The organism is Mesorhizobium quangtriensis (assembly GCF_040081925.1).
GTDB classification, from domain to species: Bacteria; Pseudomonadota; Alphaproteobacteria; order Rhizobiales; family Rhizobiaceae; genus Mesorhizobium_K; species Mesorhizobium_K quangtriensis.
The window spans coordinates 787,913-803,466 of the sequence record NZ_JBEBMF010000002.1 but is presented as its reverse complement, the minus strand read 5'-3'; the positions used below and the strand labels follow the sequence as shown (position 1 = coordinate 803,466).

At 65.0% G+C, this 15,554-nt stretch carries 16 protein-coding genes; 9 read left to right on the top strand and 7 right to left on the bottom strand.

Translation table 11 applies throughout. The annotated features are described in order from the left end of the window. Positions 1-15: 15 nt before the first annotated feature. Positions 16-1,056: a putative B6 ABC transporter substrate-binding protein gene (locus ABMA32_RS12410; RefSeq protein WP_349014071.1), complete on the bottom strand. Its 1,041-nt coding sequence runs from the start codon at positions 1,054-1,056 to the stop codon at positions 16-18. Between the two features lie 92 nt (positions 1,057-1,148). Between ABMA32_RS12410 and ABMA32_RS12405 the strand changes: the two genes are divergently transcribed. Both ABMA32_RS12405 and ABMA32_RS12400 read left to right on the top strand, forming a co-directional pair. After that, on the top strand, positions 1,149-1,550 hold the full coding sequence (locus tag ABMA32_RS12405) for a hypothetical protein (protein WP_349014070.1): 402 nt from the start codon (positions 1,149-1,151) through the stop codon (positions 1,548-1,550). Between the two features lie 276 nt (positions 1,551-1,826). After that, the gene (locus ABMA32_RS12400; protein WP_349014069.1) at positions 1,827-2,594 is read left to right on the top strand and encodes an SDR family oxidoreductase; all 768 of its coding nucleotides are present in this window, start codon (positions 1,827-1,829) and stop codon (positions 2,592-2,594) included. Positions 2,595-2,617: 23 nt separating this feature from the next. Here ABMA32_RS12400 and ABMA32_RS12395 read toward each other — a convergent pair whose 3' ends face one another. From ABMA32_RS12395 to ABMA32_RS12370, 6 genes are all read right to left on the bottom strand, one after another. Further along, entirely contained in the window at positions 2,618-3,331 is a 714-nt protein-coding gene (locus tag ABMA32_RS12395) for a GntR family transcriptional regulator (protein WP_349014068.1), read from the bottom strand. Between the two features lie 107 nt (positions 3,332-3,438). Further along, complete coding sequence (gene ppaT, locus ABMA32_RS12390) at positions 3,439-4,620, bottom strand: pyridoxamine--pyruvate transaminase (protein ID WP_349014067.1); 1,182 nt, start codon at positions 4,618-4,620, stop codon at positions 3,439-3,441. A 29-nt stretch (positions 4,621-4,649) separates the two neighbouring features. After that, positions 4,650-6,011: an MmgE/PrpD family protein gene (locus ABMA32_RS12385; RefSeq protein WP_349014066.1), complete on the bottom strand. Its 1,362-nt coding sequence runs from the start codon at positions 6,009-6,011 to the stop codon at positions 4,650-4,652. Continuing rightward, entirely contained in the window at positions 6,012-6,911 is a 900-nt protein-coding gene (locus tag ABMA32_RS12380) for an NAD(P)-dependent oxidoreductase (protein WP_349014065.1), read from the bottom strand. A gap of 25 nt (positions 6,912-6,936) precedes the next feature. Further along, positions 6,937-7,719, bottom strand: coding sequence for an SDR family NAD(P)-dependent oxidoreductase (locus ABMA32_RS12375; protein WP_349014064.1), 783 nt, complete (start codon positions 7,717-7,719; stop codon positions 6,937-6,939). Further along, entirely contained in the window at positions 7,716-8,591 is an 876-nt protein-coding gene (locus ABMA32_RS12370; protein ID WP_349014063.1) for an N-acyl homoserine lactonase family protein, read from the bottom strand. Before ABMA32_RS12370 ends, ABMA32_RS12375 begins: the two co-directional genes overlap by 4 nt. A 180-nt stretch (positions 8,592-8,771) precedes the next feature. Here ABMA32_RS12370 and ABMA32_RS12365 point away from each other — a divergent pair, with 180 nt between their 5' ends. From ABMA32_RS12365 to ABMA32_RS12335, 7 genes are all read left to right on the top strand, one after another. Next, the gene (locus ABMA32_RS12365; RefSeq protein WP_349014062.1) at positions 8,772-9,185 is read left to right on the top strand and encodes a carboxymuconolactone decarboxylase family protein; all 414 of its coding nucleotides are present in this window, start codon (positions 8,772-8,774) and stop codon (positions 9,183-9,185) included. 78 nt (positions 9,186-9,263) lie between these two features. After that, positions 9,264-10,751: a 4-hydroxyphenylacetate 3-hydroxylase N-terminal domain-containing protein gene (locus tag ABMA32_RS12360; protein ID WP_349014061.1), complete on the top strand. Its 1,488-nt coding sequence runs from the start codon at positions 9,264-9,266 to the stop codon at positions 10,749-10,751. Beyond that, a complete protein-coding gene (locus tag ABMA32_RS12355) occupies positions 10,748-11,200 on the top strand; it encodes a nuclear transport factor 2 family protein (protein WP_349014060.1) in 453 nt (150 codons plus the stop codon). Before ABMA32_RS12360 ends, ABMA32_RS12355 begins: the two co-directional genes overlap by 4 nt. 6 nt (positions 11,201-11,206) lie before the next feature. Next, positions 11,207-12,625, top strand: coding sequence for an amidase (locus tag ABMA32_RS12350; RefSeq protein WP_349014059.1), 1,419 nt, complete (start codon positions 11,207-11,209; stop codon positions 12,623-12,625). A gap of 16 nt (positions 12,626-12,641) precedes the next feature. Then, a complete protein-coding gene (locus ABMA32_RS12345; RefSeq protein ID WP_349014058.1) occupies positions 12,642-13,940 on the top strand; it encodes an amidase in 1,299 nt (432 codons plus the stop codon). After that, entirely contained in the window at positions 13,937-14,458 is a 522-nt protein-coding gene (locus ABMA32_RS12340) for a flavin reductase family protein (RefSeq protein WP_349014057.1), read from the top strand. The genes ABMA32_RS12345 and ABMA32_RS12340 overlap by 4 nt, the downstream gene beginning before the upstream one ends. A gap of 49 nt (positions 14,459-14,507) precedes the next feature. Further along, the gene (locus ABMA32_RS12335; RefSeq protein WP_349014056.1) at positions 14,508-15,551 is read left to right on the top strand and encodes a 2,5-dihydroxypyridine 5,6-dioxygenase NicX family protein; all 1,044 of its coding nucleotides are present in this window, start codon (positions 14,508-14,510) and stop codon (positions 15,549-15,551) included. Positions 15,552-15,554 lie beyond the last annotated feature (3 nt).

Below are 15,554 nucleotides of genomic sequence, written 5' to 3'. Positions count from 1 at the left end.
ATTTTGTGGGATAGCTTACTGGACGGTCTTGACCAGTTTGTGGACGCTTTCGGCGTCGTACTTGGGTTCCACCACGATCTTGCCGGAGATGATGTCGGCCTTGATCGCTTCAATCTGGGCCCAGACGTCGTCCGGGATATTCTTGGTCTTGAGGAGCGACAGGCTGTCGTCGGAAAGCTTGATGTCGTAGTTGTGCGACCCGAACTTGTCGGCCTTCAGGTCGTCGATCATCGCTGTGTAGACCGGCGTCAGGTTCCAAAGCACCGACGAGAGCAGGTGGCCCTTGTCGATGGAGGTCTTGTCGCCGATGACGTCGATGAAGTAGGCCTTGCCGCCGTCAGTGGCCTTGGTTGTTTCGACAGCCTGAAGCATGCCGAAGCTGGATCCGTTGCCCTGGCCGAAGATGACGTCCGCGCCGGACGCAATGACCGTCTCGGTCACGCGCTTTCCGCCGGCCGCGTCGGAATATGCAGCCGGGCCGATCACCGCGTAGCGAACTTCCACGGCCGGGTTCTCGGCCTTCACGCCTTCGGCGAAAGCAACCGACATGTTGTTCCAGGACGGAGGCTCGCCCGACACGACGATGCCGACGACCTTCGTGCGGCTCATCTTGGCGGCGAGGCGGCCGGCGAGATATGCACCATCGTGGCCAGACGCCGTGTAGTCGGCAATCTTGCCGGCCGACAGCTTGTCGGGGCTGTCGACGATCGCGACAGGGATGTTCAGTTCGGCGCCGATTTCAGGCGCTGCGGTGTTGTAGCCGCTCGCGTGCGCGATCAGGAGGCTGGCGCCTTCCTCACCCAACTCGCGCAAGGTCGGACGCACGTCGCCATAGCCGAGGTTCTCGGCCACAACGACCTCGACTCCCGTCGCCGCACCGGCGGCCTTGGCGGCGTCCACACCCTGCTGGTTCCAGCCCATATCCGTGCCCTGCTCGGGCGCGAGGATGGCGATGGACTTCACCTCCGCTGCCTGCAGAGTCACCGTTCCAAGCCCTCCCATGAGCGCCAGCGCCAACGCTGTCCGGCTCACCGTCTCGATCATCCAGTTCTTCATGACATTTGTTCCCAGTTCCAGATTTTTGGTTGACTATTGGCCGTCGGCCGGGTGCATTCGTCTTATACTTTCACCTCGGGCCATGATTAAAGATGCAGGTTTCACCCCTTCTTGTTGCAGCCCTCGCGGGGCTGGTAGCAGTGCCGGCGACAGCCGCCACGCAATCCTTTGAAGTCGCCGTCAAGAACACCGGTGAGATGACGCTCGCCTGCGACGCCTCGATCGCGCACTGGTATTCGAATGCTCTCGGCGAGGTCGCGCCGGGCGAAACGCTGCGCTTCGTACTGCGCGCAGACGCGGCAAGCGGCACGGTATTCCTGCGCAACGCCGTGGGCGACGACATGCCCGTGCAACGGGTCTGGTGCGGGTTGAAGGGCAAGAGTTGGGCGACGCGGGCCGAGATATCTCTGGACAGGCGGATCGGCGAGGTTCCCAAGCCAATCGTCCTCGACTGCACGGGCAAGCCGACCGGAACTTCCTGCGCCCGCCCCTGAGCGAAGCGTTCCGTCGAGTTGATGTGTCCAACGCTCGGACGCATGGAAATCACTTCTTCCGACAAGGGCATGACTTGTGTCCGCTGCCGTGCAGATTTGCTCGCTTTGAACAGATCGCATCACGCCTTGATTGACAATGCGAGAATACGATAGCACGATCATACCGTACTACAATCGAAAATTTGCGCTTGTGGATTCCGATCCCATCGGGCATCTCCGCAAGCCACATCGAGAGTGCGGTTTGCCTGCCTCGCAGACTGATCCAGGAGTTGAGTTATGCGCACAGCCATTGTGACCGGCGCCAGCCGAGGACTGGGACGCGCCTTCGCGATCGGCCTTGCCAGGGACGGCTTCGCACTCAGCCTTGCGGCCCGTCAGGCAGAAGAGCTTGAAGCCACCGCCGAGCTTGTGCGGCAGGCCGGTGCGCCGCTGGTGGTGACGCATGCGATCGACCTGTCGCTGCCGGAGTCGCCTGCGCTGGTGGTCGAGCGGACGCTTGCCCGGGCCGGCAGCATCGACGCGCTGGTGAACAACGCCGGAGCGACAAAGCGGGGCGATTTCTTCGCGCTGTCGGACGAAGATTTCCTCGACGGATTTGCCTTGAAGTTCCACGCCACCGTCCGCTTCTGCCGCGCTGCCTGGGAGCCACTCGCGGCAAGCAAAGGCGCAATCGTCAACATTTCCGGCGTCGGTGCGCATACGCCTGAGCCGGACTTCACGATCGGTGGCTCGGTGAATTCTGCCCTGATCAACTTCACGAAAGCGCTCGCCAAGCGGGCGCGGGACACGGGCATGCGCATCAATACCCTGTGCCCCGGCCATATCGTCACTGAACGGCTGCAGCGGCGTATCGACACGCTTGCGCGCGAAGAAGGGATTTCAGTCGAGGTGGCGCGGGAGAAAATGCGGATCAACCAGGGCATCGCCCGTTACGGTGAACCCGAGGAAGTGGCGGATGTCGTTCGCTTCCTCTGCAGCCCGGCCGCGGCCTATGTCCACGGAACTGTCATCAACGTCGACGGTGGCGCGACGCCCGGTATCTGACGGGGCGTTTAAGAACGGGCGCTTCAGGGGGTGGCTTCTGCCATCTCCTCGTTCAATCGTCCGCGCAGAATGTCGATTGCGACCTTGCCGGCGTTCATGACGTGCCGGGCGGCTGCCTTGCGGGCTTCCTTGCCGCGACGCGCGGCCAGGTGGCCGACGAGTTCCTCAAGCTCCTCAAGGCTTTCGCGCGTGCGTCCGGGCGCACCGAGGGAGGTTGCACGCAAGACCATGACACGCGCGTTCAGCGATGACAGGGTATGTCCGAGCGCTTCGTTGTGCGCGCCGTCGATCAGGCAGTCATAGAAGGCATTCTTGGCGGTCAGCCGCTCAAGCGGATCGGAACTGCCAGCCGAACGCTTCAGGCCCTCGAGCGCCCGCTTTAGCGCCTCGATATCCGCGTCGGTAGCGTTGCGCGTGAACAGCTCGCAGGCAAGTCCTTCGAGTTCGACGCGAACCTCGTAGATGCCCTGCGCCTGCTCGGGCGTCAGCGTGGCGACGATTGGACCGCGATGGGGGAGAACCTGGACGAGGCCCTCGCTTTCCAACTGCCTCAGGGCCTCGCGAACGGCCGTGCGGCTGACGCCGGTCATCTCGCAGAGGTCCCGCTCCGTGATGCGCTGGCCCGCGGTGAAATAGCCAAGTGCAATCGAATTGCGAATGCTCTCGGTGACGCTGTGGCGAACCGGGGCAGCTGCCTTGGTGACCTTGAAATCGAGAGGCATTGCCTTGATGTTCATGCCTTGACCTGTGGGTGCCGGTTTCCTCGGGTTCCGCGACTCAATATGCCCGAAGTTTGTATGACGATCGTACTATACGACGGCGCGCCTTTGCGAAAGCCGCAACATCAAACGGTTGAATCGATCGCCTTCATGACTGCTGCAACTCCGGCACCGACATCGATCCCCTTGACGCCCAGCGCCTGCAGCCCGCCGGCGACGGCGGCCACCGAGACGAGCGAGTAGACCGGCCGGGCCGTCGGCCCCATGTGGCCGATGCGGATGAGCTTGCCCAGCGTCTCCGCCCGCCCGGAAGAAACCACGACGCCGTACCGGTCCCTGATGGTGGTGCGCAGCGCCAGTTCATCGATGCCCTCGGGCAGGCGAACCGCAGTACAGGTCGGGGAGGCAATTCCCTCGCGCGCCGCCCAGAGCGACAGGCCCGCCGCCTGTATGCCGGCCCGGCAGGCGGCGGCGGTCAACGCGTGACGCCGCCAGACCGCTTCGTCGCCCTCCGACAGATAGAGGTCGAGCGCCGCGTCGAGGGCGTTGATCTCCGAAACCGACGGCGTGAACGGAAACGGTTGGTCCGCCTCATGCGCGCGCCGCCAGTCGAGGATGGAGAGCATCGAGGCGCGGGGGGCGTCGGTGTTTGCTTCCATCTTTTTCCAGGCAGCTTCACTGACATGGAGCAGCGAAAGGCCGGGAGGGCAGCCCAGGCATTTGTTGGGACCGGTGACGAAGATGTCGGCATAGATTGCCTCGGGAAGAACATCCATGCCGCCGAAGGACGACACGGCGTCAACGATGAGCAACTTGCCCGCGGCATGCACTGCGGCGCCGATCTCCTTTGCGGGGTTAATAGTCCCCGACGGCGTGTCGTGGTGGCAGAGTGCGACGACTGCGATGTCGGGGCGCTTGCGCAATGCCTCCGCGACGGCGTCCGCTGTCAGCACTTCGTTGTAGGGCACGGCCAGTTCCACGACTTCCTTGGCATAGCGGGCGGCCCAGTAGCCGAAGCCCTTGCCGTAGACGCCGGAGACGAGGTTGAGCACCATGTCGCCCTTGGCGATCAGCGAGGCCGCCGCCGCCTCCAGTGCAAGAACCGGCTCGCCATGCAGGATGACAGGCGGTGCGGACGAGCGGAACGCGCGCTGCACCTTGTCGTTGACCGCTTCGTACTGCGCCAGAAAGGCCGGGTCGTAGTCGTAGAGCACAGGCCGGGAAAGGCCGCGCAACACGGCAGGGTAGGCGTCGACCGGGCCTGTGGCCAGCGTGAAGATCGGGTCGGGTATTGGCTTCTTGCTCACGGCGCTTATCTCCTCGCCTTCGTTGTTTTCTATCGAGGCCGGGTCAGGGTCAGGAATGCGGAGCCATCCTCGGCATCCTCGATGTTTTCGAGTGCTGCGATCAACTTTCTGACGTCAAGATCGAGGCCCCGCCACTCGACCTGGGCGGCAAGCTTGGCGGCGAGCTCGGCATCGCTCATCGGCTGTGCGAGGCCGCCCCTGGCGGCGTCCACCGTGCGGGCGATCTCGCGGCCATCTGTAAACCGCAGCAGCACGCGCGCGCTTTCCAGCGCGTAGGCCGCGTCGTCCTGAAAGCGCAGCTTCGCTGCGAAGGCGCGCAATGCCGGATCGGCCACGCTTTCGTCGGAAAAAGCGTCGAGGTCGGCTTTGCCGCGCAGCAGGCTGACGGCGACCGCGTGCTGCGCGCAGACCTGCGCGAGACGGCCCGATGTCACGCCGGGCCGGTCGGTGCGCTGGCGCAGCAGCGGATGGCCGGTCAGCTCGACCTCGACGATGTCGCCCGGATCGAACCCGCCTTCGGCCTTGAGGGCGAGACACGCCTCGATCACGGGGTTGAGCACAACGCCGCAGGGATAGGGCTTGAAAGTGTTGTTCAGGATTTCCCAGCGGCTGCCGAGATCGCCTGTCAGAGAGCCGGGGTCGGCGTCGTCGCAATAGAGCGAAAAGAAGCCGCGTGCGCCGGTCAGGGGATGTCGCGGCCCGGTGTATCCGCGCTCCGCGAGCAGCGCCGCCAGCAGTCCGCCGCGCGCTGCCTGTCCGACGCCGAGGCTTTTCGACATGGTGCCGAGCGTCTCGACGGAGCCGGCAGCCTGCGCCAGCGCGTTGCCGAGCGCATCGACCAGTGCGTGTGGCGAAAGCTGCAGCAGCCGGCCGCAGGCGAGGGCGGCGCCGAAGATGCCTGCGGTCGAGGTGATGTGCCAGCCGCGCGCATAGTGAGCTTGGCCCGCCGCGACACCGAGGCGGCAGGTGATCTCCACGCCGAGCACGAACGCTTCGAGCAGGGCTGCGCCGCTTGCCGGCCTGCCCTGTGCCGAACGGGATTCGGCCAGAGCCAGTACGGCCGGGCCGACCGGTGCGGACGGGTGGACGACGGTCGGGATGTGCGTATCGTCGAAATCGAAGATGTTGGCGGAGGCGGCGTTGATGGCGGCTGCCCACAGCATGTCGGCGCGCTCTTTTCGTCCGACGAGCGTCGAGCCGGCCGCGCCGCCAAAATCGGCGGAAAGATCCACCAGTCGGTCGATCGCGGTTTCGCCGCTGCCGCCGATCGCGGTGCCGATCATGTTCAGAAGCGAGCGCCGGCCGGCCGCCCGAACCTCTTCCGGCAAGGCAGGCGGCGCGCTGACGAACTCCGCCAGAACCTCTTCGGCAACCGGCTGGCTTGAGGTCACTCAGGCCTCCTTGGCCGCTGCCCGGCGCACTTCGACGCCAGCCCACCGCTCCAGCGGGCGGATCACGGCGGTCATGTCGGCGTCGGGTCCGAAGTCGGCCTTGGTGATTGCAAAAAGCATGCGCACGGCATTGCCGACCATCATCGGGACGCCGAGGCGCTCGGCTTCTTCAAGGCACAGGCGGATGTCCTTCAGGGACAGCGCGATCACGAAGCCGAAGTCGAACGTTCCCGGCAGGACGAAACGCGGGATCTTGTCGACGCTGGCCGAGGTCCGGCCGCTGCCGGCATTCAGCACCTCGATCATGATGTCGGCGTCGAGCCCGGCCTTTGCGCCCATCACCATCGCCTCGCTGGTGATAGCAAGCGACGCCGCCGAGCAGATGTTGTTGATGAGCTTCATCACCTGCGCCTTGCCGGGTTCCTCGGCGACGCGGATCACTTTGCCGAGGGCGGTGAGCAGAGGCTCGACGACCGCGAAATGTTCCGCCGGCCCGGCCGCCATCAGGGCGAGCGATCCCTTCTTCGCGCCGGCGACGCCTCCGGAAACCGGGCTGTCGACCAGCGCGATGCCCGCGCCCGCCAGGATGTCCGCAAGCTCCATCTCGCTTTTCGGGCCAGTAGTGGAGAGATCGACGACCCGCTTCACCGAACCGGGGCTCGCTGCGATGGAGCGACCGACCGCAAGCACGACTTCCGGTGTCGGCAGCGACAGGAAGATCGTCTCGGCTTTCGCGGTCAGGGCTTCGAGCGTGGAAGCTGCGGTCGCGCCAGCCTTGACGACTTCGGCCACGGCTGTCTGCGACTTGTCGTACACCATCGGGGGGTGCCCGGCGCCGACCAATCGCAGCGCCATGGGTGCGCCCATGTTTCCCAGTCCGACGAAACCAATCTCGCTCACATCACTCTCCTTGTGGCCGCGCCTGTCAGGCAAAAGACCAGCCGTTGTCCACCGGTATCGCCGCGCCGTTTATGCCTTCGCTCTGCGGTCCGCAGAGGAAAAGCGCCAGCGCGGTCACTGTTTCGATCGGGATGAACTTGCCTCCGGGCTGCCGCGTCGACAGGAAAAGGGCTGTCGCCTCATCCTTGCCGATGTTCTTCTCGGCGGCCAGCGCATCAATGCGAGCCAGTGCGCTGTCGGTGGCCATCAGGCCCGGACAGATCGCGTTGCAGGTGATGCGGGTTGCGGCCAGTTCCAGCGCGACGGTCCGCGTCAGTCCGACCATCGCATGCTTCGTCGTCACGTAGTCGACACGACCGGCCAGCGCGATCAGGCTGTAGACCGACGCCATGTTGATGATCCGTCCCCAGCCGCGCGCCTGCATGCCCGGCAGGCATGAGCGAATCAGCCGGAACGGCGCGGACAGGTTGACTTCCATCGCGCGGTCCCAGTCGGCATCGCCGAGCGCCGCCACCGGCGACATCTTCCGGATGACGGCATTGTTCACCAGAATGTCGATGCCGCCCATGGCATCGGCGGCTTGCGCGGCGAGCTGTTCCGACGCGCCTTCCGCAGCGAGGTCGATCACCACCGAGCCGACAGTCCTACCAGTGTCGGCTGAAAGCAGCGCGGCCGCGTGGGTCACGTCAGGCGAGATATCTGTGAGGAACACCGTGTTGCCTGCAGCGGCGAAAGCGCGGGCAAGTGCAAGCCCAAGCCCCGTTGCAGAGCCGGTGATCAGCACCCTGCGGGCAGCGGCAGCGTTCATCGCGAAAGCTTTTCCCACGAAAGCACCGGCTGCTCGTCCAGGCGTACGACGATGCCCTCGAGCGAAGCATCGGGAGCCCGGTAGGCGCGCATCACCGCCGCATCGTGGCCCGGCACGATGTGGTCGAGACTAGTGGCGAGCGCCTTCAATCTATCGAAGCCGGCGAGGAGGGCCTGCTGGTCATGGAAGATGGGGAAGGGGTTCTTTCGTGCGACGTTTGCGTAGAGATGCGTCGCGTCGGAGGCGACGATGACCCAGCCGCGCTTGGTGAAGACCCGCACAGACTGCAGCCCGGCCGTGTGTCCCGGGATCTTGTGCACCCACAGGCCGGGCGCGAGTCGAACGTCGCCGTCGTGAAAAGTCACGCGCCCGGCGTAGAGGCTGCGCACATAATCGACGATGTTCTCCACATCGAACGTAGCCCGCGTCTTCGGGTCGCAGATGCAGGGGCCTGTGGCGTAGGCGGCTTCCGCGACCTGAATGTGGAACCGTGCCTTCGGAAAGTCGGTCAGTGTGCCGGCATGGTCGTAGTGCAAATGGGTGACGATCACCTGATCGACGTCGGCCGCATCGACCCCGAGCAGCTTCAGCGCGTCGGCCGGCCTGCGCAGCAGCGTGCGTCCGCGCGCGGCAGCGGCAGCGGGTGCGAAGCCGGTATCGATGACGTAAACTTCCTGTCCGCGACGGGCGAGCCAGATGAAGTAGTGAAGGTCCGCGCCCGACTCGTGGGGATCGGCATTCAGAAAATTGTCGCTCTGCTTGCGGCCTGTATGGACGGCGTAGTGCAGGGCATAGAGTTCGAAGGGCGCAAGCGCCGCCTCGTCCCCGATTGCTCCAGCCTTAACCTCGGCCGCAACCCCAGCCTCAACCATTGCCTCGCCTGTTTGTCCGTCCGCCTGTTTTCGGCAGTTCGTATTTCAGTATGACCGTATTCCTGTCATACAATCTGTTGACAGGTCAAGAATGGCATGTCTAACTTCGGACATCACAGGGACCGAACGTCCTGCCCGCATTCCTGCCCAAAGGCAGGCCACATGTCATCGGAGAGATACATGACTCGTCCCGAATTCCAAGGCGAGCAATTCGAGAAGGGGCTTAAGGTCCGCAAGGAGGTTCTGGGCGCGGCCTATGTCGATGCGTCGCTCGCAAGCGCGGACGAATTGACCGCGCCGCTGCAGAAGCTGGTCACCGAATGGTGCTGGGGCGAAATCTGGAACCGACCCGGTCTCGAGCGCAAGACGCGCAGCCTTCTCAACCTCGGCATGCTCACCGCGCTCAACCGCCCGCATGAGGTCAAGCTTCATGTGCGCGGCGCGATCAACAACGGCGTGACCGAGCAGGAGATCATCGAAGTGATCCTGCAGGCCGCGATCTACTGCGGCGTTCCCGCCGCGCTCGACGCACAGCGCGTCGCTGTCGAAGTCATCCGTCAGATGCGTACGGAGAAATCCGCAGACGCCGGCTGACGATAATCGTCCATCCCCCGGGGAGCGCCGCGCAACAAGGCAGCCTCCGGGTCTAGCGAATTCAATGGGAGACCTGCCGTGACACAGGCAAAAGCAAGAAGCCCGCTCGACAAGCCGCACAAGCTCAGGACCGGTGCCGAATACAAGGAATCACTGCGCGACAACCGCCAGATCTGGGTGGGTGGGCGCAAGCTTTCCAGCGTGTACGACGAACCGGCGCTGGCGAAGGGCATCGACCTGCTCGCCACCATGTTCGATGACCAGTTCACTGAAGAGCACGCCGAGGCCACGACCTATTTCGACAAGGATGCTGGCGCGGTCGTCAGCCGCTCGTGGCAGATTCCGCGCACGAAGGAAGACCTTGCAGACCGCCGCAAGATGATCGAGTACACCTCGCTCAAGACGGCCGGCACTTTCGGCCGCCCGCCGGATCTGGCGCCGGCCATCGTCGTCGGTCTCTATGCGTATCTGCCGACCTTCAAGAAGAAGAAGTCGCTAATCGAGGGCGTCGATCCCGATTTCGCCGAGAATATCGAGCGCTACCTCGAGTACGGCCGGGACAACAACGTGACCGCCTCGGAAAGCCTGGCGGGTCCGCAGGCCGACCGTTCCTCGCCGAAGGCAGGCGAAGCGTCGCTGCTAAAGGCCCGCAAGGTCACCAAGGACGGCATCTACATCTACGGCGCAAAGACGGTCGGTTCGATCTCGGCGCAGGCGAACGACATCTTCTTCACCAATCTCGGCGGTATCCAGGACACCCCTGCTGATGCCTGCATCTGGGGCTCGATCCCGATCGACACCGACGGCATCAAGATGATCTCCCGCGAGATGGTGTCGCAGCCCGAGTCCAGTTCCTTCGACCACCCCGTGTCGAGCCTCGGCGAGGAAGCCGACCAGTTCATCGTCTTCGACAACGTCTTCGTGCCGAAGGAGCGCCTGTTCAACCTCGGCGACCCGACCGCGATGAGCTATTACGGGCCTGTCTGCGTGTTCGCGCACTGGCACGTGCTGACCCGTCTTGCGGTGAAGGCGGAGCTTTTCGTCGGCGCCGGCCAGATGGTGCTCGACTATCTCGGCACCGGCCGCATCCCGGCGGTGCAGATGATGCTCGGCCAGCTGATCGAATATGCGCAGACGCTGCGCGCCTTCGTTGCCGCGGCCGAGGCGCTTGCGACGCCGACCGAAGGCGACGTGATGCGCCCCGATGTCGGCATGCTGACGGCGGGCCGCCTCTACTCGATCGAGAACTATCCGAAGATCATCCACATCCTGCAGGAAATGTGCGGCCAGGGCCTGGTCATGCGTTTCGGCAAGGACGCCTTCGACAATCCCGATGTCGGCCATTACCTGCACGAACTATTGCCGGGCCACGGCGTCAGCGCCATGGTCAAGGAACAGCTGATGAACTTCATCTGGGACATGACCTCCGGCTCGCTGGCTGGCCGCGTCGCGCTGTTCGAGAACGTCAACGCCACGCCGGCGCCCGCACTTCGCGCCCGCCTCTACAACGAGGTGAAGCGTGACGCTTATGTCGCGCAGGTCAAGAAGATCGCCGGCATCGAATGATCCTGAGAGTTCCGCGCCTGCCTGACGGCGGGCGTGGAACGGCCGGACTGGATTGCGCCATGGACCACGCCGCGCTCATCGACCGCTTCTACGCCGCCTACACCGGCCGTGACGCCGACGGCGCGGCGGCGCTCTATCATGCCGATGGCTGGCATGAGGAAGTAGCGATGGCCAAGCGGCGCGAGGGCAGGGATGCGCTGGCCGAGGGGCTGCGAGGCTTCTGGCGCATGCTGCCTGATGTCGCCTGGGAGCGTCGTGGTTATGTCCGTGCGGGCAACTCGGTGGCAGTTCCCTATCACATGACAGGCACCTTCACCGCGAAGGGCGAGGGCGCGACGCCAAAGCCGATCGCGCTCCACGGCCTGCATCTTTTCGAGATGCGCGACGGACTGCTGGCCGGAACCCGCGACATGTGGGATCTCGACCTGTTCCGCGCACAGATGGGCTAGCGGCAGATGAACGGTCTCGCTGAACTCGACGGCATCGCGCTTTCGGCGCTGATCGCCAAGGGCGAGGTCAGCGCGTCCGAGGTGCTGGAGTCTTCGATCGAGCGTGCCGAACGGCTGAACCCGGTCCTGCACGCGGTCGTCCATCCCCACTACGACCTTGCCCGCGAACAGGTGCGGCGCGGCCTGCCGAAGAGCCCGCTCTCGGGCGTTCCGATGCTGTTGAAGAACACCGGCTTCGAAGCCGAGGGGATGATCCTCTCCACCGGCTCGGAACTGCATCGCCATACGGTCAGCCAGCGCGATTCCACCATCACAGCGCGCTACAAGGCGGCCGGCATGGTGATCCTCGGCAAGAGCAACACGCCCGAATTCGCGCTGAGCTTCACCACCGAATCCGACGCGTTCGGCCCTGCTCACAACCCATGGGACACCAGCCGCACGCCGGGCGGCTCTTCCGGCGGTTCGACAGCGGCGGTGGCGAGCGGCATGGTGCCGGTGGCCAACAGTTCGGACGGCGCGGGCTCCACGCGACTGCCGGCTAGCCATTGCGGGCTGTTTGGCCTCAAGCCTTCGCGTCTGGTCAATCCGGTTGGCCCGATTGCCGCTGAAGCCATTGCCGGCATGTCCACGCCCCATGCCGTGACATGGTCGGTGCGCGACAGCGCGGTGATGCTGGATATCACCGGCGGAGCGGACGTCGGCGATCCCTGGGCCTCTCCAGCCGCGCCCGGCACCTATCTCGCGGCGACGGAGACGCCGCCGCCACGCCTGACCGTCGGGATGCTGCTCAAGCCCCCGCTTGGCAGTCTGGTGGATGGTGAGGTGATCGCGACGGTGCGCGAGACGGCCCGCCTGCTCGAGAGCGTTGGCCACCGCGTCGTCGAGATCGATGATGCAGGCTATGACGCCGAGGCGCTGAAGGCGGCTTGGCGGATCATCGCCGGCGTCAATGTCGGGCTTGGCGTCACCGGCGGCGACAGCGCATCGCCCAACGTCGCAAAGCTGGAGCCGGTCAACCGGGAGTGGGTGCGTGAAGGGCTGGCGACGCCGGGCACGCGCTATCTCTGGGCGGTGAACCAGTTGCACGCTTCCGCCCGCGCCATGGGCCGCTTCTTCTCGCAGCACGACATCATGCTGACCCCGAGTGCAGCCGAACCTGCACCAGTGCTTGGCACGCTGGCCGGCAAGGGCAAGGACCTCGACACCTTCTTCGAGCTGTTCTGGTCGCATTCGCCGTTCACGGCCGTGTTCAACACGTCGGGTTGCCCGGCCATGAGCGTGCCGCTCGGCCTGAGCGCCGGTGGCCTACCGATCGGGGTGCATTTCGGCGCCGGCTTCGGCAAGGATGCGCTGCTGCTGCAGCTTGCCGCCGAACTGGAGCGCGCCGCACCGTGGGCGAAACGCCGCCCGGCGATTTTCGGCTGAGGGACGGGAGCGCACTATGCAGAACGCCGAAATCCTCTCGCTGACTGCCCGGCAGATGGTCGCGTCCGTCGCGGCTGGCAGCCTGACCGCCCGCGCGGTCGCCGAGGCGCATCTCGAACGCATCGCCGAGGCTGACGGCTCCGTGATGGCGTGGCAGCATCTCGACCCGGCGCAGGTGAGGGCAAGCGCAGACACTCTCGATGCGGGCGGCGCTTCGGGTCCGCTCGCTGGTGTGCCGCTAGGCGTGAAGGACGTGATCGAGACCGCCGACATGCCGACCGGCTACGGCACGACGATGTATGACGGTTTCCAGCCGATTTGGGATGCGCCTTGCGTCCAGATAGCCAAGGATGCCGGGGCGCTGGTGATGGGCAAGACGGTCAGCACGGAGCTTGCCATGGCGAGCCCGAACAAGACGCGCAATCCGCACAATCCCGCGCACACGCCTGGCGGCTCTTCGTCCGGATCCTGTGCCGCAGTGGCGGCGGGCATGGTTCCGCTCGCCTTCGGTACGCAGACCTCCGGCTCCGTCATCCGTCCGGCGAGTTTCTGCGGCGTCACGGCGCTGAAGCCGACCTTCGGCCTGATCAACACGGTCGGCATCAAGGTGCTGTGCCACGGGCTGGACACGCTCGGCATCATCGCGCGCAATGTCGGCGACGCGGCGGCCTGTGCGGCGGTCCTGTCGGGCCGTCCGGAACTGGCAGAACTCTCCGTGCCGAAGCGGCCACGTTTCGGAGTGTTGCTCGGTACGCGGCTGGAGAAGGCTGAGCCTTGCGCCATGGAAGCTGTCGAGCGGCTGGCGCGTCTTGCCGAAAGCGCGGGCGCCGAGGTGGTGACGATCTCTGCGCCGGCATGGTTCGATGGCATTTTCGATTTGCACGAAGCCGTCATGGGCTGGGAGGTCACGCAGTCGCTCGCCTATGAGATTGGCGAACGCTGGGACAAACTGACGCCGGTCACGCGCGCGATGCTGGAAGATCAGGGGCGTGTGACCGAGGACCGCTATCGCGCCGCGATGCAGGTGCTGCCCGGCATGCGCCATATCGTCGATGCGCTGGTTTCGCGCTTCGACGCCGTGCTGACGCTAGCCGCGCCGGGAGAAGCGCCGGAAGGAATGGCGACTGGCGATCCGATCTACAACCGGCTGTGGAGCGTGCTGCAGGTTCCGCTGGTGGCGCTGCCCGTCGCGAAAGGTCCGCGCGGCCTGCCGGTCGGCGTGCAGCTTGTTGGCGCGCGCGGCGGCGACCAACGGCTCGCTTCCGCTGCTCTTTTCCTCGAAAACTGCGTTGTGGCGCAGGGAGGCCCGAAATGATCCTCACCCAACCTCCTGCCGATCCGCTGGTGCACGATTTCCGCGCTGCGATGCGCCAGCTTGCCGCCACGGTCTGTGTCGTCACCGCCGGCAAGGATGACGCAAGGCGCGGGCTGACCGCGACCGCCGTCTGCTCGCTCTCCATCACCCCGCCGTCGATGCTCGTCTGCGTCAACCGGCAGGGTGCGGCGCATCGCGCGATCACGGAGAACGGCTGCTTCTGCGTGAACATCCTCGCGGCCGATCAGATGGATGTCGCGCATCGCTTCGCGGGTCATGCCGGGGATACCGGCGAGGGCAAGTTCGCCATCGGGCACTGGAGCCCTCTCACGACCGGGGCGCCGGCGCTAGACGGCGCGCTCGTCAATCTCGACTGCACGCTTTCCTCCGATGTCGAGACCGAGAGCCACAGCATCTTCATAGGTCACGTGAAGCAGGTTCGTTTCGGCGATACGAAATCGCCGCTGCTGCACTACGACCGCCACTTCTTCTCCCTCGACAACCAGACAGCACTTTAGCCACAAATTCAGGTCGCCGGGCGCGGCGCACGACAGAAGGATCGCAGGCATGGCAATCAGCGACATTCAATTCTTCCAGGGCTGGAAGCAAGTGCTCGGCATGTGCAACCTGAAGGCCGGTGAGCAGGTCACGATCCTGACCAGCGACGACAGCAATCCCCAGATCGCCAACATCGCGCGGCTCGCGGCAGCCGATATGGGAGCCATCGTTAGCGTGCTGAACCTCGCTCCGATGAATGGCGAAAAGGCGATCTCGCGCGACAAATCGGGCTATATCGGCAAGACGCCGCTGGAGGGCAATACGGCCGCGCTCGCCTGCCTCAAGGCCTCCGACATGGTGATCGACACCATCCAGCTTCTCTTCTCCAAGGAGCAGGAAGAAGTGCTGAAAACCGGCGCGCGCATGCTGCTCGCGGTCGAGCCGCCGGAGGTCATGATGCGCATGATCCCGACGCCGGAAGACAAGGCGCGGGTACTTGCCGCCGCCAAGAAGATCGGCGCTGCCAAGAAGATGACCGTGACGTCTGCCGCCGGAACTGATTTCAGCTGCGACATCGGCCAGTATCCGGTTCTCACACAGTATGGCCTCGCCGACGAGCCGGGCCGCTGGGACCATTGGCCGAGCTGCTTTGCCGCCACCTGGCCGGACGAGGGCAGTGCCGAGGGCACGATCGTCATCGACGAGGGCGACATCCTGCTGCCGTTCAAGATGTACGCCCGCGACCCAATCACCGTGACGATCGAGAAGGGCATCATCCGCGACATCAAGGGCGGTTTCGACGCCGAGTTCATGCGCAAGTTCATGGAGAGCTTCAACGATCCGCGTGCCTACGCCATGGCGCATGTCGGCTGGGGCCTGCACACCCGCGCGCACTGGACGGTGCTCGGCCTCTACAATCCCGAGGCGCAGCTCGGCATGGACGCGCGTTCCTTCGCCGGCAATTTCCTATGGTCGTCCGGCCCGAACACCGAAGCCGGCGGCGACCGCGACGTGCCCTGCCATCTCGACATCCCGCTGCGCAACTGCTCGCTGTCGCTCGACGGCGAGGCGATGACCATCGAAGGACGCGTGGTCAACGAAGACCAGCGCTAGCAC